This is a genomic window from Loktanella salsilacus, from assembly GCF_024206795.1.
Taxonomy (GTDB): Bacteria; Pseudomonadota; Alphaproteobacteria; order Rhodobacterales; family Rhodobacteraceae; genus Loktanella; species Loktanella salsilacus.
Window position 1 is genome coordinate 2894544 of sequence record NZ_CP072994.1, and the last position, 22957, is coordinate 2917500.

At 59.5% G+C, this 22957-nt stretch carries 17 protein-coding genes, 1 tRNA gene and 2 rRNA genes (1 of these 20 running past the window's edge); 6 read left to right on the forward strand and 14 right to left on the reverse strand.

The window, feature by feature from the left end:
* Positions 1-146: 146 nt before the first annotated feature.
* From KBW81_RS13970 to KBW81_RS13990, 5 genes are all read right to left on the reverse strand, one after another.
* The gene (locus KBW81_RS13970; protein WP_254247591.1) at positions 147-1004 is read right to left on the reverse strand and encodes a fumarylacetoacetate hydrolase family protein; all 858 of its coding nucleotides are present in this window, start codon (positions 1002-1004) and stop codon (positions 147-149) included.
* A gap of 72 nt (positions 1005-1076) precedes the next feature.
* On the reverse strand, positions 1077-2021 hold the full coding sequence (locus tag KBW81_RS13975; protein WP_254247592.1) for an ABC transporter substrate-binding protein: 945 nt from the start codon (positions 2019-2021) through the stop codon (positions 1077-1079).
* Between the two features lie 68 nt (positions 2022-2089).
* Complete coding sequence (locus tag KBW81_RS13980; protein WP_090185430.1) at positions 2090-3097, reverse strand: ABC transporter permease; 1008 nt, start codon at positions 3095-3097, stop codon at positions 2090-2092.
* Positions 3097-4620: a sugar ABC transporter ATP-binding protein gene (locus KBW81_RS13985; RefSeq protein ID WP_254247593.1), complete on the reverse strand. Its 1524-nt coding sequence runs from the start codon at positions 4618-4620 to the stop codon at positions 3097-3099. The genes KBW81_RS13980 and KBW81_RS13985 overlap by 1 nt, the downstream gene beginning before the upstream one ends.
* A 48-nt stretch (positions 4621-4668) precedes the next feature.
* Positions 4669-6192: a UxaA family hydrolase gene (locus tag KBW81_RS13990; RefSeq protein WP_254247594.1), complete on the reverse strand. Its 1524-nt coding sequence runs from the start codon at positions 6190-6192 to the stop codon at positions 4669-4671.
* 88 nt (positions 6193-6280) lie between these two features.
* Between KBW81_RS13990 and KBW81_RS13995 the strand changes: the two genes are divergently transcribed.
* Genes KBW81_RS13995 through KBW81_RS14005 form a run of 3 tightly spaced genes read left to right on the forward strand, consistent with a single transcriptional unit; the run spans position 6281 to position 8477 of the window.
* On the forward strand, positions 6281-6994 hold the full coding sequence (locus tag KBW81_RS13995) for a GntR family transcriptional regulator (RefSeq protein ID WP_254247595.1): 714 nt from the start codon (positions 6281-6283) through the stop codon (positions 6992-6994).
* Between the two features lie 12 nt (positions 6995-7006).
* A complete protein-coding gene (locus KBW81_RS14000; protein WP_254249070.1) occupies positions 7007-8056 on the forward strand; it encodes an aldo/keto reductase in 1050 nt (349 codons plus the stop codon).
* Positions 8046-8477, forward strand: coding sequence for an RbsD/FucU family protein (locus tag KBW81_RS14005; RefSeq protein WP_254247596.1), 432 nt, complete (start codon positions 8046-8048; stop codon positions 8475-8477). Before KBW81_RS14000 ends, KBW81_RS14005 begins: the two co-directional genes overlap by 11 nt.
* 14 nt (positions 8478-8491) lie before the next feature.
* Here the strand turns inward: KBW81_RS14005 and KBW81_RS14010 are convergent, their stop codons facing one another.
* The 5 genes from KBW81_RS14010 to KBW81_RS14030 form a co-directional block, all read right to left on the reverse strand.
* Positions 8492-9709 carry an OpgC family protein gene (locus KBW81_RS14010; RefSeq protein WP_254247597.1) on the reverse strand — a complete coding sequence of 406 codons (1218 nt, stop codon included), beginning with the start codon at positions 9707-9709 and terminating at the stop codon, positions 8492-8494.
* Positions 9684-11453, reverse strand: coding sequence for a glucans biosynthesis glucosyltransferase MdoH (gene mdoH / locus KBW81_RS14015; RefSeq protein WP_090185416.1), 1770 nt, complete (start codon positions 11451-11453; stop codon positions 9684-9686). The genes KBW81_RS14010 and mdoH overlap by 26 nt, the downstream gene beginning before the upstream one ends.
* A 1-nt stretch (position 11454) precedes the next feature.
* Positions 11455-11613: a hypothetical protein gene (locus tag KBW81_RS14020; RefSeq protein ID WP_175499139.1), complete on the reverse strand. Its 159-nt coding sequence runs from the start codon at positions 11611-11613 to the stop codon at positions 11455-11457.
* Positions 11610-13199 carry an OpgD/OpgG family glucan biosynthesis protein gene (locus tag KBW81_RS14025; protein ID WP_254247598.1) on the reverse strand — a complete coding sequence of 530 codons (1590 nt, stop codon included), beginning with the start codon at positions 13197-13199 and terminating at the stop codon, positions 11610-11612. The genes KBW81_RS14020 and KBW81_RS14025 overlap by 4 nt, the downstream gene beginning before the upstream one ends.
* 138 nt (positions 13200-13337) lie before the next feature.
* Positions 13338-14537, reverse strand: coding sequence for an ROK family transcriptional regulator (locus KBW81_RS14030; RefSeq protein ID WP_254247599.1), 1200 nt, complete (start codon positions 14535-14537; stop codon positions 13338-13340).
* A 180-nt stretch (positions 14538-14717) separates the two neighbouring features.
* Here KBW81_RS14030 and KBW81_RS14035 point away from each other — a divergent pair, with 180 nt between their 5' ends.
* The 3 genes from KBW81_RS14035 (at position 14718) to KBW81_RS14045 (ending at position 17698) form a co-directional block, all read left to right on the forward strand.
* Positions 14718-15737, forward strand: a complete 1020-nt coding sequence (locus tag KBW81_RS14035; protein ID WP_254247600.1) for a substrate-binding domain-containing protein — start codon at positions 14718-14720, stop codon at positions 15735-15737.
* Positions 15738-15860: 123 nt separating this feature from the next.
* Positions 15861-16928 carry an ABC transporter permease gene (locus tag KBW81_RS14040; RefSeq protein WP_090185405.1) on the forward strand — a complete coding sequence of 356 codons (1068 nt, stop codon included), beginning with the start codon at positions 15861-15863 and terminating at the stop codon, positions 16926-16928.
* Entirely contained in the window at positions 16928-17698 is a 771-nt protein-coding gene (locus KBW81_RS14045) for an ATP-binding cassette domain-containing protein (RefSeq protein ID WP_090185402.1), read from the forward strand. Before KBW81_RS14040 ends, KBW81_RS14045 begins: the two co-directional genes overlap by 1 nt.
* A gap of 49 nt (positions 17699-17747) precedes the next feature.
* Here KBW81_RS14045 and KBW81_RS14050 read toward each other — a convergent pair whose 3' ends face one another.
* The 4 genes from KBW81_RS14050 to KBW81_RS14065 form a co-directional block, all read right to left on the reverse strand.
* A complete protein-coding gene (locus KBW81_RS14050) occupies positions 17748-20261 on the reverse strand; it encodes a cation:proton antiporter (protein WP_090185399.1) in 2514 nt (837 codons plus the stop codon).
* A gap of 375 nt (positions 20262-20636) precedes the next feature.
* A tRNA-Met gene (locus KBW81_RS14055) sits at positions 20637-20713 on the reverse strand.
* Positions 20714-20797: 84 nt separating this feature from the next.
* Positions 20798-20912, reverse strand: a 5S ribosomal RNA gene (gene rrf / locus KBW81_RS14060).
* A 153-nt stretch (positions 20913-21065) separates the two neighbouring features.
* Positions 21066-22957: ribosomal RNA gene (locus KBW81_RS14065) — 23S ribosomal RNA — on the reverse strand; it runs 949 nt beyond the window's last position.

Consider the following 22957-nt stretch of genomic DNA (forward strand, 5'->3'; position numbering starts at 1 on the left):
AGCGCGCACAGATTAATCGGAACGCTTTTGAAAAAGCGACTCTGTACTGATGCAGGATGCAGAGGGGCGGAAACGCAAAAAGGCGGCGGCCTTAATGACCCCCGCCCTTCTTCGTGCGCCCTAACGGGCGCAAATTGCCTGATCGCCTAGCTTGCGCGGCGCACGTTTTGCGTCTGCACACCAAGGCCGTCGATACCAAGGCGGATAACCTCGCCGCCTTTCAAATAGGTCGGCGGCTTCAGTCCCATACCCACACCCGGCGGCGTCCCGGTCGAGATGATATCGCCCGGCTGAAGGCTCATGAATTGCGAGCAGTAGGCAATCAGATGCGGCACTTTGTAGACCATCGTGGCGGTCGATCCGTTCTGATAGCGTTTGCCGTCAACCTCTAGCCACATGCCCAACGCGTTGAAATCGCCCACCTCGTCCGGTGTCACCAGCCATGGGCCCGTCGGTCCGAAGGTGTCGCACCCCTTGCCCTTGTCCCAAGTGCCAGCACGTTCGATCTGGTATTCACGTTCAGACACGTCGTTGATGACGCAGAAACCTGCGACATGATCCAGCGCGTCAGCCTCTTCGATATAGCTGCCGCCTTTGCCGATCACGATGCCCAGCTCGACCTCCCAATCGGTCTTTTGCGATCCGCGCGGGATCAGGACGTCATCATCAGGGCCAACAATGGCAGAGGTCCATTTGTTAAAGATCACCGGCTCTGGCGGCACATCAAGGCCGCTTTCGGCGGCGTGATCTGCATAGTTCAGGCCGATGCAGACGAATTTGCCCGTCTGCCCGACGCAGGGGCCAAGGCGCAGATCGTCCTGCGGGGTGCCGCGCACGATGGGCAGCGCGTTGATATCCAGCGTTTGCAGCCGGGCAATCGCGTCAGGCAACAGCCCAGCGCCAGCGATATCGCCCACATGGTCCGACAGGTCACGCACCTGCCCTTGCGCATCAAGGCAGCCGGGTTTTTCTTGGCCTTTGGGACCGTAGCGCAGAAGTTTCATAGTATCCTCGGGTGTCAGAAATTGCGTATGGCTGTGCGGCCCAAGCAGTCGCCGGGCCACACATTAGAAGGATCAATCGTACAGAACGGCCTGAATTTCAGCGTCGTCGATGTTGGACTGGTCGTAGTAGTAAAAGCCCGTATCGATGATGGCAGGCAGTTCCTCGCCGTTCATGGCGGCGACGGCGGCCTTGACGGTTTCATAGCCGATGCCGACGGGATTCTGGGTGATCGCGCCAGCCATCAACCCCTCGCGGATTGCGTCGGTCTGGGCCTTGCCGGAATCGTAGCCGATGATCGTCACACCTTCGGTGGCCATCTCTCGGATCGCGTTGACGATACCGATGGCGGATCCTTCGTTGGTGCCGAACATACCCGCCAGATCAGGGTTGGCGGTCAGGATCGCCTTGGCAACCTCGGTCGATTGCAGCTGATCGCCCGCGCCATACTGGACGCTGACAACTTCGATATCGGGATAGTTCGCTTCGATCTGGTTCAGGAAACCATCGCGGCGATCAATACCGGTGCGGCTGGTTTGGTCGTGCGCGACCACGGCGACTTTGCCAGCGCCGCCGATCAGTTCAGCCATCTTGTCAGCGGCCAGCGCGGCGGCAGCGACGTTGTCTGTGGTGGCGGTCGTTGCGGGAATGTCGCTCTCAACTCCGCTGTCAAACGCGATGACCGGGATGCCCGCATCGGCAGCCTGTTGCAGCAGCGGAATGGCAGCTTGGCTGTCGAGAGCGGCAAAGCCGATAGCAGAAGGGTTGTTGGCAAGCGCCGCGGCCAGCATGTCGATCTGGCGATCGACCATGGTTTCATTGTCTGGGCCTTCAAACGTGATCCGCACGCCGAATTCTGCGGCGGCTTGATCGGCACCGGATTTCACAGCCTGCCAGAACTGGTGCTGAAACCCTTTTGAAATCAGCGGGATATAAATATCCTGCGCCATGGCAGCAGGCGCAGAGCCGAGGGCGAGTGTGGCGCTCAATGCACCAATCAAAAGACGACGTGATAACATGTGGTTTCCTCCTGGGTTGATGGACCCGGCCTGCCTCCTCGCAGGCCGGGGTCTTGGTCTAAGCTGTGTCAGCTGGCCCCTTTGCGACGCATCATGTCCGCATAGACAGCGAGGATGATGATCGCGCCGGTGACGACGGTCTGCCATTCTTGCGCGACCGACAGCACGCGCAAGCCGTTGGTCAGCACCGCCATGATCAGCGCGCCAATCAAAGAGCCGAGGATCGAGCCGCGCCCGCCCGACAGGGACGTGCCGCCGATGACGACAGCGGCAATCGCCTCAAGCTCGTACCCCAATCCCAATGCGGGCTGGGCCGAATTCAGGCGCGAGGCGATCAGCAAGCCGGCAATGCCGACGATGCCCCCCGCCAGCGCATAGATTGCGATTTTCCAGCGGTCGGTGTTCACGCCCGACAGACGCACGGATTCTTCGTTCGACCCCAGTGCAAAGCAATAGCGCCCCAGCACGGTGCGGTTCAGAATATAGGCGGTGACGCCAGCGACGATGAACAGGATTAGCACGCCATTCGGGATCGGCATGGCGGGAAAGATATCGCCAATGATCGAGCCACGAGAGATCAGGCTAAACCCCGGCGTGTCGTTGAAATAGATCGGCCGGGTCCCCGAAATCACAAGGGACAGCCCCTTTAGGATCAGCATCATGCCAAGCGTCGCAATAAAGGGCGGGATCTTCATCTTAGCGACGAAAGTGCCTGACATAGACCCGCAAAGCGCGCCCGTCGCGATGGCTGCAAAAACGCCCAGCAGCAACGGCATGCCTGCATAGGTTAGCACGACGCCGGTGATCACGGCGCAGAATGTCATCATCGTGCCGACGGACAAATCAATGCCGCCAGTGATGATAACCAGCGTCACCGCCACCGCCAGCACACCGTTCACCGACGTCGCCTGCAGAATCGCGATCATATTGCTGGTCTGCATAAAGTTCGGCGAAGCGATCGAGAAGCCGATCAGCAGCACGACGAGGGACGCAAAAGCCAGCACCCGCTGATGCGTGCCCGCCGCGATGATGCGAGACAGCATGGTTTGTGGGGTGTTTGCAGTCGTCGTGGTCATTATGCGTCCTCCGCAACGGTCAATGCGCTGTCGCGCCGTGTTGCCAGTTCCATGATCTGTTCTTGGGTGGTTTGCGCGCCGCCGGGCAGGATGCCGGTCAAGCGCCCCTCGCACATCACCGCGATGCGGTGGGACAATCGCATGACCTCTGGCAGTTCGGACGAGATCACGATGATCGCGCGCCCTTGGGCCGCAAGGTCTTCGAGCAGGGCGTAAATCTCGGACTTCGCCCCGACGTCGATCCCGCGCGTGGGTTCGTCGAAAATCAGCACATCGCAATCGCGCAGCAGCCATTTGGCGATGACGACCTTTTGCTGATTGCCCCCCGACAATAGGCGCACGGCCTGCATATCGGACGGGGTGCGGATGCCAAGGCGGGTGATGTAATCAACGGCAATGCGCTTCATCGCGCCTTCGTCCAGCACACCGGTACGGCTCGTGAATTGCGCCATATTCGCCATGGCGATGTTGGCGCGGACGGTCATGTCGACGGCCAGACCAAAGTGTTTACGATCTTCTGACAGGTAACCGATTCCGGCCTGCACCGCGGCATGGGGCGTGCGGATATCGACGGCATAACCGCCCACACGGATTTCGCCTGCGTCACGCGGGTCGGCGCCAAAGATGATGCGCGCGACCTCTGTCCGCCCTGCACCCATCAACCCGGCAAAGCCAAGGATTTCCCCTTTGCGCACGGAAAAGCTGACGTCGCGCACGTCTTTGCCGCGCGACAGACCGCGCACTTCTAGCGCGACAGGGGCTTGCGATAGGTCCGGCACGGTGGCGCGGCTTTGCGTGACTTCGCGGCCGACCATCAGCTGAATAATCTTGGACAGTGGCGTGTCCGCTGCGTCCAGCGTGTCGATATAGGCACCGTCACGCAGGATCGTGACGCGGTCGGCGATGCGCTTAATTTCGTCCATGCGGTGACTGATGTAGACGATCCCGACGCCGTCAGCCTTGAGCTTTGCGATCACGGCAAACAGCTCTGCGATTTCGGCATCGTTCAGGGCGGCGGTGGGTTCGTCCATGATCAAGACGCGCGGGTTATAGGACAGCGCCTTTGCGATTTCGATCAGCTGCTGGCGGGCAATGGTCTGCGTGCTGACCTTTGTGCGCGGGTCCATCGCTAGGCGAAGCGAGGCAAAGATTTCAGCCGCGCGGCGATTCAGTTCAGGCTCGTCCAGCCGCCCGAAACTGCGCCGCGGCTCGCGCCCGATCAGCACGTTTTGTGCGGCCGTCAGATCGTTCATCAGGCTCAGCTCTTGGTGGATGATGCCAATGCCAAGATCTTGCGCCGCGCGGGGACTGTCAGGGGCGACGGGGTTGCCATCGACAAACATCTCTCCACCGTCGCGGGCATAGATGCCGGACATGATCTTCATCAAGGTCGACTTGCCAGCGCCGTTCTCGCCCATCAAGGCGTGCACTTCGCCGGGGCGTAGATTGAACTGCACCGATTTGAGCGCATGAACGCCGGGGAAACGCTTTTCGATCCCCCGCATTTCGACTAGATAACTCACCTACAAAGCCCTCCCAAGCTCTTGGTCCCGTCCCGTTTTGGCGTGGCGCTACATCACTGCGCCAATCTGCCAGGGGACGAATTCGACGCCGCCAAAGCCAAGCTCTTCGCTTTTTGTGGGCTCGCCCGATGCCACGCGGATGAACAATTCGAAGATATCGCGACCCTTATCGGTCAGGCTGACACCCTCGCTGACGATATCGCCGCAGTTCACGTCCATGTCGTCCGACATCCGGTGATACATTTCCGAATTGGTCGCGATCTTGATCCCCGGCGTGGGCATATAGCCCGACACCGATCCGCGCCCGGTGGTGAATGCGATCAGGTTCGCCCCCGACGCGATCTGCCCGGTGACAGAGCAGGGGTCGAACCCGGGGCTGTCCATAAAGACAAAGCCGGGCGTTTCGATCTTTTCTGCGAATAAAAACACATCGGTCAGCGGCGCACTGCCGCTTTTGGCAACAGCGCCAAGGGACTTTTCAAGGATCGTGGTCAACCCGCCGCGCTTGTTGCCGGGGCTGGGGTTGTTGTCCATTTCGCCCTTGTTGCGGGCGGTGTAATCTTCCCACCAACGCACCCGGTCGATCAGCTTTAGGCCAACCTCGACCGATACCGCGCGGCGTGTCAGCAGGTGTTCGGCGCCGTAAATCTCTGACGTCTCGGACAGGATCGTGGTGCCGCCGTGCTGGACCAGCAGATCCGACGCGATGCCCAGCGCGGGATTGGCGGTGATGCCGGAATAGCCGTCCGATCCGCCGCATTGCATCCCCACCATCAGGTGCGAAATCGGTGCGGGCTGCCGGGTGGCGGTATTGGCCAGTTCGGCGATGCCGCGCAGCTCGCTCAACCCTTTTTCGATGGTCTTGCGGGTGCCGCCTTCTTGCTGGATCGTCATATAGCGCAGTGCGCCATCGGCCCGTATGGGCCGTCCGCCAATAAGGTCGGCGATCTGCATCACCTCGCACCCGAGGCCGATGAGCAGGATGCCGCCAAAGTTGGGGTGCTGCGCGTAGCCCGACAAGGTGCGGAACAGCGTGGTGTAACCTTCGTTATCGCCCGACATGCCGCAGCCTGTGCCGTGGGTGATCGGAACGATGCCGTCGATATTTGGGAATTCATCCAAAAGGCCCGACTTCTCTGCCGCCTCTGCGATGAATTTAGCAACCGAGCCAGAGCAGTTCACCGAGGTCAGAATGCCAAGGTAATTGCGTGTGCCGACCCGCCCATCCGCGCGGTGATAGCCGTCAAAGGTGCGCCCCTCGGCGGCGGGCGCAAGCGCCTTTGCCTCGCTGGCGTGGGCGTAGTCCTGCGTGTGCGCGCCCATGCCCAAATTTTGCGTATGCACATGTTCGCCCGTCGCGATGTCTGTGGTTGCCTGCCCGATGGTCTGACCATAGCGGATCACGTTCTGGCCTGCGGCAATCGGGGCAAGCGCGCATTTGTGCCCCTGCTTGATCGCCTGCAGCAACGTCGGCCCGCCCGCAAAACCCACATCGCCCGCGTCAATGTCGCCGAAGGCGATTGCAACGTTGTCGTCTGGGTGAAGTTTTAGCATGCGGGGTGGCTTCGTCATGTTGCGCAATCCTGTGACGGGCTATTAAGCGGTTTAATACAGCAACGGCTAGATTGACTTGGCGCACCTGTCAACTAACATGTCAGTTATGGAAAATACGACAATGACCTTTGTCAGCGAAGAAATTGATATCAACGGCATGGACGGCCCCTTGGGGCAGCGGGTTTATACTGTGCTGCGGAATCGCATCCTTGACCTGACGCTGCCCCCCGGCGCGGTTCTGCGCAAAGGCGCGCTGTGCGAACAGTTAGGCGTGTCCCGGTCCCCCGTGGCCGAGGCGCTGGCCCGGCTGTCCGTGGACGGTTTGGTTGACATCATCCCCCAATCCGCCACCCGCGTGTCCCGCTTTTCGATGGCCGCGCTGAAAGAGGAAAGCTTTCTGCGCGACGCGGTGGAGGTTGCCGCGGTCAGGGCCGTGGCCGAGAGCCGCACCGATGCCCAACTGGTCCAACTGTCACGCAATCTGCGCCTGCAAGGTTTGCTTGTTGAAGACGCCGACTTTCAAGGATTTTTCGAGGCAGACCTGCAATTCCACGACCTGATCCTTAGCTTTACCGGCTTTCCAAAGGTCGCCGCGGTCGCAGGGCAGATGTCGCTGCAACTGCAACGCGCACGCGTCCTTGTGCTGCCTGAACCGGGCCGTCCAGCGCAGGCCGTGGCAGAGCACCGCGCCGTTCTAGACGCGATTGCAGATCAAGACACAGAGGCCGCCAAGACCGCGATGGCCTTTCATCTGGGTCAGCTGATTAGCCGGATTGAGCCGCTTGAGAAGCAATTCCCCGATTATTTCCGCCCCAGCTAGCAAGGTGACATGATGCGACTGTCTGATACGACCCTCCTGAACAATCGCACGCAGCGCCCTTTGCCGTTAACGCAGCTAGGCTTTGGCGGTGCCCCACTAGGCAACCTTTATCGCCGCATATCAGAGGCGGATGCGCAGGCGACGCTGGATGCGGCTTGGGACGCGGGCATCCGCTATTTCGACACCGCCCCGCAGTATGGCTTGGGCCGGTCGGAACTGCGCTTTGCCGATGCCTTGACCCGCTTTGACCAGGACGCCCTGATCCTGTCGACCAAGGTAGGCCGCGTGCTGCACGACTGCGCACCCCAAGACGTCACGCCAGAGGCTTTTGTCGATGTGCCGCAGAAACGGATCGTTTTTGATTATACCTACGACGGCATCATGCGCAGCTATCATGACAGCGTGGCCCGGCTCGGCACGGACCGGATCGACATGCTGTTTTTGCACGATATCGACGCCGGCACCCACGGCGCGGCCGGAGAGGACGAAAAGCTGCGCGAGCTGTTCAGCCAAGGCGGCTATCGCGCCCTGACCGAATTGCGCAGCGCGGGCCAGATTGCTGCGATTGGCGCTGGCGTGAACACTTGGCAGATTTGCGAACGCCTGCTGGGCGAGGCTGACTTTGACGGCTTCCTGCTTGCGGGACGTTACACGCTGCTGGAACAGGACCCACTGGACAGCTTTTTACCGCTGTGTGTGGCGCGGGACGTTGGGATTATTCTGGGCGGGCCGTATAATTCGGGCATTCTGGCGACAGGCGCGATCGATGGCGCGCGCTATGACTACGCCCCTGCCCCGGATCACATCATGGACCGCGTGCGCAAGCTGGGCGCTGTGTGTGCAGATCACGCGGTGCCGTTAATCGCCGCCGCCTTGCAATTTCCGCTGGGCCATCCGGCTGTCAAAACCGTCATCCCCGGTGCCGCCAATCCAAGCGAAGTGCGCCAGAACGTTCAGATCTTTGAAACGCCAATCCCCGCAGCCCTCTGGACAGATTTAAAATCCCAAGGTCTGATCCGCCCAGATGCCCCCGTCCCACAGGAGCCGCCCCATGCTGCATAATATCCCGCCGATTTTGTCGCCAGATCTGCTACATAGCTTGCGGGCCATGGGCCACGGCGATGAGATTGTGATCGCCGACGCCAACTTTCCCGGCACGGCGCTTGGCCAACGGTGTCACCGTCTGGACGGGATTAGCGCAACCGATGCGCTGCAGGCGATCCTAAGCCTGCTGCCGCTAGACAGCTTCGTGCCGGACCCCGCACTGGTGATGCAAGTTGTCGATGATCCGGATGCGGTCCCGCCTGTCGTCGCTGAATTTCAAAGCATCATCACCCAAACTGCCGACAACCCGGCGCAGATCGCCCAGCTAGAACGCTTCGCGTTTTACACACGGGCCAAATCCGCCTTTGCGATCGTCCAAACCGGAGAGACACGGCTTTACGGCAATATCATCCTGAAAAAGGGTGTGATCGGCACCTAGCGATCTAGTTGCCCCTACTGCGGCGCAGGCACTTTGGCCTTTGCCGCAGGCTTTGCGCTGCGGGCGCTGTCGGCGATGCGGGCAGCGATATAGCAGATCAACACACCGATCACGGGCAAGACCCAAGGCAGCCAAGTCACGCGCGGCTCTACGATCATCAGGATTTGCCCGACGAGCGCGAGGATCGTACCAAGCCCAAACACCAGTAGCCCATGCCCGCCCATCAACCGCAGGGGCGCAGCATATCGGTGGGCGCAGAGGCGCGTCACAAAGGGCAGGCAAGACAGCACATAGGCCAGCGCCAAAATATGCAGCAGGCGCGGCAATGCCAGCATGGTCTTGTTGTGGGACACGATGTTGCCGGGCGCGCCCAAACCGCCAAGCTGCGCCATCTTATGGTTCATGATCGCGCCCAGCTCTGGCACATGCCGCCATGCGAAAGCGAAGATCAAAAAGCCCAAGGTCAGCGCAAACAGCGTTTTAGAATAAGGCACAAGCCGTTCATCGCGGCGGTGACGGATGCCAATCAACAGACCGATGGTAAAAATCAGCTGCCATGTCAGCGGGTTCAAAAACCAGCCACCATTGCTCGGATAGATCGGAATATTCCACCGCATCGCGCCAGCAACAAACCACAGCGCGACCGACCCTGCGAGGGTTAGCCATGGGGCCCTTACCCCCGCGATCAGCAGAAACGGCGCTGCGATCAGCAGCACGATATAGGACGGCAGAATGTTCACATAGCCGATCTGATAGCCCAGTATCGGCAGGCCGATCAGCGCGCCGCCGGTGTTGTCATAGATCGCTGCAAGGTTATGCATCTCTCGGAATGCCGACCGATAGAACACGCCAGCGGACCAACTGAATAGGCCGATGGCAATCACGCTGAGCACGATTTGCACAACATAAAGCGTCCAAGACCGGCGCCACATCGGGGCCATGCCGTCCCACAAACGCGACTCGCCAGCCAGCCAGCGGGCGATGCCGGGGGAATAGGCGATGCCAGCCGCGATACCGGACATGATAAAGAACGCCTCTGCCGCGTCGGAAAAACCGATATTGCGGACAGTGATCTCTTCCCACGGATTGCCAGGCATGTGATCGATCAAGATCATCATCAGCGCCAACCCGCGAAACGCGTCGATCCGAGGATCACGCGGGCGGGATGGAGCGATCAAACCTTGCCGGGCCGGGCTAAGCTGTGCCTTAGGCCGAGCGGGTGATCGCGCCATCTGGTATTCCTTCTGTTCCGGCGTCCTGCGCCATCCGTCTGCGATAATCCGCGACGACGGGGGGCAGCGTCATTTCCTGCGGAACGCGGAAGACACTTGTTAAAATAGGCCACGATGTGACCGTAATCAGAAGCGGTGCAATAATCATCGGCACGGTGACAGGCAAGAGCCAGACGATCAACGCCGGGGCGGCCTGCAGGACAAAGATCGTCACAGCCACACCGAACAACGTAATCCAGCGACCGGCGCGCCAGCCGTCCAGCAGGCTTAGCCGCCCTTCGCCGCGGGCGGTTGCGGGCCAGCCACCATCGCGGCCTGATAACACCTCTGCCACGGCGCGGGATTGATACATCAGCATCAGCGGCGCAATCAGTGCAGTCAGCAAGGTTTCCGACAAGACAGAGGCGAAGGCCCGCGCTGTGCCACCGAAACCAGAGGTGCGCCGCGCGGCGACGGATTCCGCAAAGATCGCTAGTTTGGGCAGCAAAAGCAGACCGCCGACACCCACGGCCAGCGCGATGACTTGGAATGTCTTATCGTCGGGAAACTTGGGAAACAGCTGGTAGGCGTCCGGGAAATAGTTCGGTGCGCCAGCAGTTGCAGCTGACAACATCGACACGATCAAAAACGCGCCCCACGCCAGCGACACCAAATAAGACAGGATGCCCTGCACAAAGACAAACCGGCTCCACCCGCGCAGACCGGGGGCATTCAGCAAGCGGATGTGCTGCAGGTTGCCCTGGCACCAGCGGCGGTCGCGGCGGGCAAAGGCCAGCAGGTTGTCGGGGCCTTCCTCGAATGATCCCTCAATGCGGGGGTCCATTTCGACCTGCCAGCCGCCGCGCACCAAAAGCGCAGCCTCGACATAATCGTGACTCAGGATCGTTCCGCCAAAGGGGGGCGGGCCAGACAGTTCCGGCAGACCGCAGCACTGCGACACGGCGCGCACGCGGGCGATGGCATTGTGGCCCCAGAACGGACCCGCCTGCCCCTGCATCCGCGCCAAGCCGCGCGCGAAAACGGGCGAATGAAAGCTGGCCGAAAACTGCATCGCCCGGCCAAAGGCAGAGCCGGCCCCGACGATTTTGGGCAACGACTGCAGCAGACCAATGCCGGGATTGTCTTCCATCCGGGCGATCATGTGGCGAATGGTTTCGCCTTCCATCAGGCTGTCGGCGTCCAGCATCACGACGTAGGTATAATTGCCCCCCGCCTTGCGGATGAAATCCTCGACGTTGCCAGCCTTGCGGCCATAGCGGTCGGTGCGTACGCGGTAATAAACGCGGTTCGGACCGTCTTCGAGAGAGAAAAGCGGCGCGAGCGCGTTGCGCTCTGCGATCAGCGCATCAGGGTCAGAGGTGTCGGACAGGATGGCAAAATCCGCAGGTACGCCTGCCTTTTGCAGCGACAGGCGCATGGCCTGCACGCGGGCGCAAACCTCTACCGGGTTTTCGTTACAGATTGGCACAAGGATCGCCGTCGGCGGAAAGGATTGCATGCTCAGCCCAACACGCGGCAATGGCGCAAGGCTCGGCAGACCAACAAAAGCCTGCGCTGCGCCCCATGCAAGCCAACCCGTTGTGATCGCAATCAAAAAGACCGCAGCCGCATCCCACGCGTCAAAGCCAGTGTTCAAACCAGCCTGTGCAAGCGTCGCCGCGGCAGCCGCTGTGCACAGCGCTGCGAACGTCAAGGCACCGACGCGGTTTAGGCGGGTACGCAGCGGTCTTAAATGCGGTTGCAAATCAGGCGTTCCGCAAGAAGAGGCGGCTGACGAGGTTCATGATCGACGGGCGTTCAGCATGTTCCAACACCTGCCGCGGCATATCGAGCGGGGCAAATGGTGGCTCTAGTGATTTCATGTCGAATGGAAAAGCGACAGCGTCGCTGGAATCGTAGGTCATGCTTTTCGCCATTGGTATACCCAAGTCTCTGTCAGCTGCCGGTCACCGGCGGCAAGGTTTGCGCGCAGCTCGACTGTGGCGTCATCATCTGACGCGACCTCCAGCACAAGACGCCACATTGCGTCATGCCCTTCGATGCGCTGCAGCGTTTGCTGAAGCACTTTGCCGCCGCTGATCGTTATCTGCGCCTCAACCACCTGCTCGCCAAAGGGTTCCGCCAAAGGACCGCCTTCGTAGTCGATGACGAATTTTCGCTGATCCGTGCGCGGTTTTACGCCAGCAACGCCGCCGTGACCGGCCAAAGTGCGCGAAACTTGGGCAAGTTCGGACCGCGACCCAACGGGGTCCATGCCCCAATGCAAACGGTACGACACATTGGCGCTGCTGCCTGCGGTAAAGCTTTCCTGCGGCACCCAGAAGGCGACGATATTGTCGTTCCCTTCTAGATCGGATGGGATTTCGATCAGGCGGATCATGCCGGTGCCCCAATCGCCTTGCGGCTCGACCATCAGGCTTGGGCGCAGTTCGTAGTGCGCGCCCGCATCAAGGTAGTCGTCAAAGGCACGGTGACGCTGCACCAGGCCAAACGACTTCGGCGACTGCGCGCTGAAATACGAATTGGCCAGCTTTTCAGGGTTATGTAGCACCCGGAACAGCGTGTCGTTCTCGCTGTTGATGATCAGCGCTTCGCTGTCATGGACGCGCGTGCGATAGTCATCAAAGCTGCCGCGATCGTTCAAGCCGAACAGGAACATCGACGTCAGCGGCGCAATGCCAAGCTGGGCCACGTCTTGACGGAAGAACAGCTCGGTTGTCACGTCGACGGTCGTCGTCTCGCCGGGGGTCAGCACGAAACGGTAGGCACCCGCGACGGATTCGCTTTCCAGCAGGGCGTAAAACGTCACGGATGTGCTACCCAAAGCAGGACGTTCCAACCAGAACGCGCTGAAACGGGGAAACTCCTCGGCCTCTGACGTGGCCGTATTGACGGCCAGACCACGTGCGCTGAGGCCGTAGCGGTTGTCTTTGCCAAGGGCGCGGAAATAGCTGGCACCAAGGAACGACACGACCTCGTCAAAGCGGTCAGGGGCATTCAGAGGCATGTTGATGCGGAAGCCAGCGACGCCTGGCAGCGGAGTGCCTGCGCCTATCTTGCCTGCGGCATCGCCGTAATAAACGAAATCGTCGGATGTGAACGTCAGCGGCGTCGCGACGCTGCCGACGACTTCGAACAGGGACACTGTGCTGTCGAACAACCAACCGGGGTGGTAGGCGTGCAGCACGCCCGTCGCATCCGGACCAGCCCAAAGCGCGCTGTCTTCGTTAAACTGGACGTTGCGATAGTCGTCGTAGTCCAAATCGGTAAACGGCGCGCCCACAGTGTTTGGCGCAACATAGTCCGCAGCTGCCGTCTGGCGGGCCCGTTCGATCAGCATTTCAAACGAAAATGGCACCGGCTGAGCAGCGTTCTGCGCAAAGGCAGGCGCGGCCATATGTGCAACCGCAGCGATGGTTGCAAAGGATGAGGCACCGCGCAACAGAAAGGACCGTCGCGAAAGATGCGCTTTGTTGCGCGATAAAGTCATGTGGGAATTCCGATTCTTGCTGCGGTGCAGAATATGATGCTTTGCAAGGAACTTTCAATACGCCGCCAACGCGTTGGCGGCAAAACGCCGGGAATATCCGCGCGGGCCGTATAACCACGGGTTGTGCCGTCGTTTGGGTCAGGCGGCAGACAAGCCTTGGTGGGTATTGAGAAAGAAATTCGCGCGGATTGGACCACAAGCAGCCCCAAGGGCCCGGGCGTTTGCGCCGATGCTCCCCGCCTCGATCGCCGGAACAATAAGGCCGCGGGTATCCTGCGTCGCCACGTAGCGCCGCACCCGCGTCACCAATTCGTGCCTAATGTGATCCGGGAAGGCACCGTCGATCAAGATCGCCTCGAAATCGATGACGGCGCAGGTGGAAAGGCTAGCCTTGGCGAGTTCCTGCGCGGTTTGGCTGAGCCAAGGATCGACATAGCGCGACAGACGCTTCCAACTGGTCGGATCGGTCCACAGTTGGCGGGTATCCTGATCGACTTCTTGCAAGCGCGCCTCTAGCAGGTGCAACGACGCGGCATCCACAAGCTGCATACTTTCGCCGTTCAACCCGATGCTGCGTAGCGAACCCAGCGCGCCAGCGTTGCCCTGCCGCCCCTCGAACACAGAATTGTTCAACACGACACCGCCGCCGATAAAGGCCCCGATAAAGAAATAGGCGTAGTCCCGAAACGCCTTACCGCGGCCGTAGATGTGCTCGGCTTGGCAGGCCGCTGTTGCATCATTCGTGACCATGACGGGTAGCGGGCTGAACCGCGCAATTTCGCCTGCAATGCTGACGTCCTTCCATGTCTGGAACGACTTAGCGCGCGGGCCTTTTAGATTGTGCCAGTTCCACAACTCGAACGGGGCGGCGACGCCGATGCCGCAAATCCGCGTGCGCTGATCGGCGGGCAGATCGGCAGTCAACGCTCTGATCCCCTCTTCGAGGAAAGCAAAGATCTCTGATGGCAGGGGGTAGTCATAGCTCAGATGAACCTCAGCCCGCACTTTGCCGACAAAGTCCATCAGCAACAGATTCGCTGACCGCCGGCCGATTTTCAGCCCAAAAGCATAGGCCCCCGTCGGCGCAAGGCGCATGGGAATCGACGGCTTGCCGACCTTGCCGCGCACGGCGTCGCCGCGTTCAACCAGCCCGTCAGATTCCAGTTTGCGCAGGATACTGGACACCGTGGGGGCCGACAAACCGGACAACCGCGCGATATCCGTGCCCGGCAACGCAACGTTGCGCTGCACCAGTGACAACAGCAGGCGCGAGTTATGATCCCGCACGCCGCTTTGGCTGAGGCCCGTGCTGATAGTCTGGATCAAAGCAGTTTCCATACGCGCTACATAATCGCCTTCCACGCCTTAGGATACGCCCTCTATTTAATAAAGTAACCTAATTAATTAATTGACAGGATGATTGGAATGTCGTTTCTAGCTGTCAGGGCGAGCGCAAAAGCGAGTCGCCTGACTGCCGGAGTGGAGGCTTCGGTCAGAGGAATTCCTAGGGAGGACACCATGAAGAAACTGCTTATCAGCACCGCATTGGCTGCTATTACGACCGCTGGCATGGCTTCGGCCGAAGCCCACGGCGCATCGGCATGCCTGATCACCAAAACAGACACCAACCCGTTTTTCGTCAAAATGCGCGAAGGCGCTGAAGCGGCTGCCGCAGAAGCTGGCATGACCCTGCGGTCCTATGCTGGCAAGGTGGACGGCGATCACGAAACGCAAGTCGCAGCTATTGAAACCTGCATCGCCGATGGCGCATCGGGTATCCTGCTGACCGCATCCGACACATCGTCCATCGTTGGCGCTGTGACCCAAGCCCGCGAAGCTGGCCTTTTGGTCATCGCGCTGGACACTCCGCTAAGCCCGATTGACGCGGCTGACGCGACCTTTGCCACAGATAACTTTCTGGCGGGCGAACTGATCGGTAAGTGGGCTGCCGCCAAGCTGGGCGACGGCGCTGCTGATGCGAAAATTGCCATGCTTGATCTGGCAGTCAGCCAGCCGTCGGTTGACGTGCTGCGCGACCAAGGTTTCTTGCAGGGCTTCGGCATTGATCTGGGCGATCCTAACGTCATCGGCGACGAAGATGACGCGCGCATCGTCGGCAATGACATCACGGCCGGCAACGAAGAAGGTGGCCGCAAGGCGATGGAAAACCTTCTGGCCGTCGATCCGATGATCAATGTGGTCTATACCATCAACGAACCTGCCGCTGCGGGTGCTTATGAGGCGCTGAAGTCCTTTGGCCGTGAAAACGACGTGCTGATCGTCTCTGTCGACGGCGGTTGCCCCGGCGTGCAGAACATCGCCGACGGCGTGATCGGTGCAACGGCGCAGCAGTATCCACTGTTGATGGCGTCCAAGGGGATCGAGGCGATTGCCGCTTTTGCTGCTGACGGCACCAAGCCGCAGAACACCGAAGGCAAGGATTTCTTTGACACCGGCGTCGCGCTGGTGACGGACGAACCTGCTGACGGCGTCGACAGCATCTCGGTCGCTGAAGGCACGGATCTGTGCTGGGGCTAAGCCGCCCTTTGACCCGCGCGGCTTAAGCCCGCGTGTCTTTGAAAGGGGCGGGATTTTCCTGCCCCTTTCGCCGCGGCCCCGGTGCGGGCCGATATTTACCTGCAGAACGGGGGGAGACTGAAAATGGCTGGTCATGCCGATGATTATGAGTCCGTCATAAAGACGACCAAATCCGAAGACGTTGCTAAATTTGCCGCTCATCGAAAGGGCGCACTGTCCAAGTTGCAGCATGCGCTGCACGTCAACCCTGCGCTTGTGCCGCTGTTCGTGCTGCTGGCGTCCATTGCAGTGTTCGGCTTGCTTTTGGGGTCGAAGTTCTTTTCCCCCTTTGCCCTGACGCTGATCCTGCAACAGGTCCAGATCGTCGGCATCGTCGCCGCCGCGCAAAGTCTTGTGGTTCTGACGGCAGGTATCGATTTGTCTGTTGGCGCAATCATGGTGCTGTCGTCCGTCGTGATGGGGCAGTTTACCTTTCGCTACGGATTGCCCGTCGAAGTCGCGATCGCCCTTGGCCTCGTGTGCGGTATGATCTGCGGCTATATTAACGGCTGGTTGATTGCCGTCATGAAGCTGCCGCCGTTCATCGTGACCCTTGGGATGTGGCAAATCGTACTGGCGACAAACTTTTTGTATTCCTCGAACGAGACGATCCGCGCGCAGGACATCGAAGCGAACGCCCCCCTGCTGCAAGTCTTTGCCACCAAGTTCAACGTCGGCGGCGCGGTGTTTACCGTAGGTGTCGTGTTCATGGTCGTGTTGATGCTGTTCCTATCTTACGTGCTGAAACAGACCGCGTGGGGCCGCCACGTCTATGCCGTGGGCGACGACCCAGAGGCGGCGCAGCTGTCGGGTGTCAACGTGAAGGGCGTGTTGATTTCCGTCTACGTGATTTCCGGTCTGATCTGTGCCTTTGCAGGCTGGGCTTTAATCGGGCGCATCGGCTCGGTCTCTCCGACCTCTGGGCAGCTTGCGAATATCGAAAGCATCACGGCTGTGGTGATCGGCGGCATCTCACTCTTTGGCGGGCGCGGGTCGATTTTGGGCGCGCTGTTTGGGGCGCTGATTGTGGGCGTGTTCACCTTGGGCCTGCGTTTGGCCGGGGCTGACGCGCAATGGACGTTCCTGCTGATTGGCGCGCTGATTATTGGCGCTGTGGCAGTGGACCAGTGGATCAGAAAGGTATCGGCATAATGGAACCTATTCTTAAAGGCCGCGGCCTTGTGAAACGCTACGGCAAGGTCACCGCGCTCGATAACTGTGACTTCGACCTGTATCCCGGTGAAATCCTTGCGGTGATTGGCGACAACGGCGCAGGCAAGTCATCCTTGATCAAGGCCGTGTCTGGCGCTGTTATCCCGGACGAGGGCGATGTGTTTTTGGAAGGCCGCAAGGTCAAGTTCACCTCTCCCACGGATGCGCGCAAAGAGGGGATCGAGACGGTTTACCAAACCCTTGCCATGTCCCCTGCCCTGTCGATCGCTGACAATATGTTCATGGGCCGAGAGCTGCGCAAACCCGGCTTTCGCGGCAAAATCCTGCGCCAGCTTGATCGTTCGCGGATGGAACAGATCGCCCGTGACAAGTTGACAGAACTGGGGCTGATGACGATCCAGAACATCAACCAAGCGGTCGAGACGCTGTCAGGTGGCCAACGCCAAGGCGTCGCCGTTGCCCGCGCGGCGGCTTTTGGGTCCAAGGTCATCATTCTGGACGAGCCGACAGCCGCCTTGGGCGTCAAGGAATCCCGCCGGGTGCTGGAATTGATCCAAGACGTGCGGGCGCGGGGCATTCCGATCATCCTGATCAGCCACAACATGCCCCATGTCTTCGAGGTTGCAGACCGCATTCACGTTCACCGGCTTGGCAAGCGACTTTGCGTGATTGATCCCAAGGACTACACCATGTCCGACGCCGTCGCGTTCATGACCGGGGCAAAGCAAGCGCCTGATCTGGCCGCCTAAGGCAGACTAAAACGGCAAGGCGTCCTAATCGATGCCTTGCCGAAACCCGTTATTCAGCCCTGTCGTTTTCGACCGGAAGCAGATCAAGGCTGATCCCGCGCTGAATAGCAGATGCACGCACCGCGTCCTGCAATGCCGCGCTGCGCGACAGCAGCGACCGGAACCGCGCCTCGTCCAGCACGAGCAGCGTAGACGGCGCAATCGCCCGCACTTCGGCGCGGCGCGATTTGCTGAGCAGCAAGGCCATCTGACCGAACATATCCCCCCGGCCCAGCCGCCACGTTTGCCCGGCGCTTTCCAGTTCCACAGCGCCTGATGCGATAAAGAATACGCTTTTCGCCGGGGTGTCCTTGCGCATCACAATCCGGCCCGCATCGACGTAAATTGTCTTGAGCGAGCGGCCAAGCGCCTTGAGCGCCCGATCATCAAGATCAGCGAAAATCGGAAATTGGCGGATCAGATCGACCCGCTGCACAGCGATATCAAGGCGCGGGCGCGCCTCTGCCTCTGCGCGGCGACCTGACAGTTTTTCGATCAAGGTGGCATAGACCTCTGCCCCGATCAGCCCGTCATCGCGCATGATCGCGTATTCCCGCTCTTCCAAGCGCAAGGCTGTGCGGCGGATGAAACGGCGCTCTAGCTCTTCGGCGTAGCCGGGATATTGCAGGCGCAGACCCTCCAGCGCTTTGGTGACGCCTTCGGCGCGGCGGGCGATCAGCTCGTGCAGCAGGTCAGCAACACGGCGGCCATGAATGCGGCGGATACGGCCGTCAATAAAGGCGTCAATATCGCGCAAGATCAGCTGCTGCGACAATAGCCGTTCAAACCGATCAGCCGTCATCCGCACCAGCCACCGCGACAGCCCGAGCCGGTTATGCAACACAACAGCCGTCCGAAACGCGCGGCCATAAGCGATAGAGCGGCGTGCCGCCTTTTGATAGCTGCTGCGACCGCCTGCACGCGCAGCCTCGATCAGCTGGTCGGCGTCAGACAGGATTTGATCCGCCATCCGGGACGAAATCGTGCGTTCTTTGACCCGCGCAAGGATGGTGTCCCGCTCAAAGCCAGCAAGCGCGATCAAGCCCAGCGTGATGCGGTCCCGGTCTAGAATGTCGTCAGCGTCCTCTGCCGCATCGACCGCTGCATCGAGCCGCTCGCCAAAGGTCTTCGCCTCAGACCGGACGGTTTCCTTGGTCAGCGCATAGGCTTCGGTCGTGCGGGCCAGCTCCTCTCGGACGGTCTGAAGTCCCACGGCAACGACCTGCCGCGAAAGCGCTTCGTCTATCGGTGACAAACGGTCGAGCTTCAGCCAACCGATGACAGACCGCAGCGTGGTACCCTGCACGATCAACGTGAACAGGGTAAATCCGGTGGCAAGGATACCGACAAGGCGCTTTACCTCAACGGGGACGCGAAAGCTTTCGGTGACGGCCAGAGCCAGCGCCAGCGTGACGGCCCCGCGCAACCCGCCCCACAAGATCGCAGTGCGATACGGCCGATCAACCCGCGGCGACAGGCGCAGCAGCGTCAGCAAGGGCAGTAGGCCGAACAACACAACCGCACGCGATGCAATGGCCGCAACGACAACAACGCCGATCAAGGCGAAATCACTTAGCGTGACACCCTCTAACAGGCGCGGGATCAGCAAGGCGGCCAGAATAAAGATCAGCGCGCCAGCCCAATGCGCGAGCAGGTCCCAGACATCCCGCAGGTTCGCCCAAGCTTGCGGCGGCAAACGACCTGGCCCCGTCAAATTTACCGTTAGTCCCGCGACGACCACTGCAATCACACCGGAGGCACCAACCATCTGTTCCGCCCCCACATAGGCCAAATAAGGCAATGAAACGGAGACAGAGATCAGCGCAAGCTCGTGCCGGCCGAACAGCGCCATGATCCAAACCGCCACGCGCCCCGCCAGCCAACCGGTCAACGCACCACCGCCGATCAACACGGGAAACTGCGCCAAAGCATCGCCAAGTTCGGGGTCCGGCACGCCCAGCATCACGAAGCCCATGAACAGGCCGAACAGCGCAATAGCGGCGGCGTCGTTCAACAGGCTTTCGCCTTCGATCAAGCGCGCCAACCGCCGCGGGGCCGAGATAGAGCGAAAGATAGAGACAACCGCCGACGGGTCGGTGGTCGAGACGATGGCACCGATCAACAGGCAGGCCGCCAAGGGCAAGGTGCTGACCCACGACAACGCATAGCCGACCGACAACGTCGCCACGACCACTGCCACGACAGCCATAACAAGAATGGGAACCCAGTCATCGACCATACGGCGCAAGTTCATGCCTAACGTCGCCTGAAACAAAAGCGTCGGCAAAAAGACATATAGGAAGACATTGGACCGGATCGGCAGCCCAAGGATCGCCTCTGCCACCGGGTTCAGCGCATCGGTCAGGTCAGTGCGCAGGAAAAACAGCGCGCCTGATGCGATCAGAATGCCAAGCAGCGCAAGGATCACGCTGTAGGGCAGACGCAGGCGGGCGGCCAATGGCTCTGCCGCGCCGATAACAAGGAAAAGCGATGCGATGACCGCGGTGATCAGAACAATATCCATGATCTGCCGATAGCAAGTTCGGCAGTTGTTGTAACGCCTCTTGCGCATATTGGTGCTTAATGAGGGCTTAGAGATATGGGGTTTTGGTCCGCCACATGGGCTGGCCGTGGTAACCTTCGGGTAAAAGAATGGCTTTTTGTTTTTGACTGACGTGGGGAAGACGGTGAGAGGCCTTCTTTCCACGTCGCGCGGCCCTAGTCGCTCCTGTCCGACCAGGGCGCTGTGATTGAGGGGAACTAAGCCCTGCAGGCGATGCTGGCCACAATTGCGGTATGAACGGACGACGAAGCACAGGATGCGCTTCCACGCGCAAAACGCGAACGCAAACGGCCACCCGAAGGTGGCGTGTAGCTTGTTGTTACTGCTGGGTATATTTGGTTGCGGGAGTAGGATTTGAACCTACGACCTTCAGGTTATGAGCCTGACGAGCTACCGGGCTGCTCCATCCCGCGCCATTATTGGACGTTATTTTTGTCCATATGTCGCTGTATTTGTTTGTTTTATATCGTTGAGAGATACGTGTCTGTGTTTATTAGGTGTGGCAATGACTTACTCTCCCACGTCTTAAGACGCAGTACCATCAGCGCGGTGGCACTTAACTGCCGAGTTCGGGATGGGATCGGGTGTTTTGCTCACGCTATGATCACCACACCAAAAAAACACAGACCGCGGGGGATTTTATCCCCCGCGTTTTCACATCAGCGGCCTGCGTTTTCACGCAAACCGTCGTTCAAGTCAGCACAACTGATGTTGTGGTGTGTATGTATTTTGATTTGGTCAGTGGAAGTCTTGCTTCTACTGGATCAAATCAAGCCTATTGGACCATTAGTACCAGTCAACTGAACACATTGCTGCGCTTACATCTCTGGCCTATCGACGAGGTGGTCTACCTCGGTCCTCAGGGATACCTTGTTTTGAGGGGGGCTTCCCGCTTAGATGCCTTCAGCGGTTATCCTGTCCGATCATAGCTACCCTGCACTGCCGTTGGCACGACAACAGGTCCACCAGTGGATCGTTCACCCCGGTCCTCTCGTACTAGGGGCAACTCCTCTCAAGTATCCTACACCCACGGAAGATAGGGACCGAACTGTCTCACGACGTTCTAAACCCAGCTCACGTACCTCTTTAAACGGCGAACAGCCGTACCCTTGGGACCTGCTCCAGCCCCAGGATGAGATGAGCCGACATCGAGGTGCCAAACGGTGCCGTCGATATGGACTCTTGGGCACCATCAGCCTGTTATCCCCAGCGTACCTTTTATCCGTTGAGCGATGGCCCTTCCACTCGGGACCACCGGATCACTATGGCCGACTTTCGTCTCTGCTCGACTTGTCAGTCTTGCAGTCAGGCTGGCTTCTGCCATTGCACTCAACGAGCGATTTCCGACCGCTCTGAGCCAACCTTCGCGCGCCTCCGTTACAATTTGGGAGGCGACCGCCCCAGTCAAACTACCCACCATACAGGGTCCCGGATCCGGATAACGGACCGCGGTTAGACATCAAGCAGAGCAAGGGTGGTATCTCAAGGGAGGCTCCACCGAGACCAGAGTCCCGGCTTCAAAGCCTACCACCTATCCTGCGCATGCTGTACCTGATGCCAATGTAAAGTTGTAGTAAAGGTGCATGGGGTCTTTCCGTCTAACCGCGGGTAGCCTGCATCTTGACAGGCAATTCAATTTCGCTGAGTCCACATTTGAGACAGCGGGGAAGTCGTTACGCCATTCGTGCAGGTCGGAACTTACCCGACAAGGAATTTCGCTACCTTAGGACCGTTATAGTTACGGCCGCCGTTTACCTGGGCTTCAATTCGGAGCTTGCACTCCTCCTTTTAACCTTCAGGCACCGGGCAGGCGTCAGACCCTATACGTCGTCTTACGACTTCGCAGAGCCCTGTGTTTTTAGTAAACAGTCGCCACCCCCTGGTTTGTGCCCCCGCCCAAAACTTGCGTTCTGAACGGGCCTCCTTCTCGCGAACTTACGGAGGTATTTTGCCGAGTTCCTTAAATGTGGTTCTCTCAAGCGCCTTGGTATTCTCTACCAGTCCACCTGTGTCGGTTTAGGGTACGATCTTAAAGGAGGGCTATTTCCAGGAACCTGTTAGCAGCCCATTCAATCCGATAAGGATGAACTACGTCTCAGATCCGTCACCACTCCACGGCCCAGGAATATTAACCTGGTTCCCATCGACTACGCCTTTCGGCCTCGCCTTAGGGGTCGGCTTACCCTGCTCAGATTAGCTTTAAGCAGGAACCCTTGGACTTTCGGCGAGGGAGTCTCTCACTCCCTTTGTCGCTACTCATGTCATCATTCTCACTAGTGATCTCTCCACCCCATCCCTCACAGGGGGGCTTCACAGAAAGCTCCACGTCTCCAAAGCAGCCTAAACTGCTAAAGAGACAAGGAACTATGTCACACTACGCTCTGCTACCGCGTATATTGCTATACACCCTAGACTTCGGCTCATGGCTTGAGCCCCGTTACATCTTCGCCGCAGGACAACTTATTTAGACCAGTGAGCTGTTACGCTATCTTTAAAGGATGGCTGCTTCTAAGCCAACCTCCTGGTTGTTTTGGTCGTCCCACCTGCTTTCCCACTTAGCCATGAATTAGGGGCCTTAGTCGTAGGTCAGGGTTGTTTCCCTTTTCACACCGGACGTTAGCACCCGATGTGTGTCTGCCGTCTAGTACTCCTCGGTA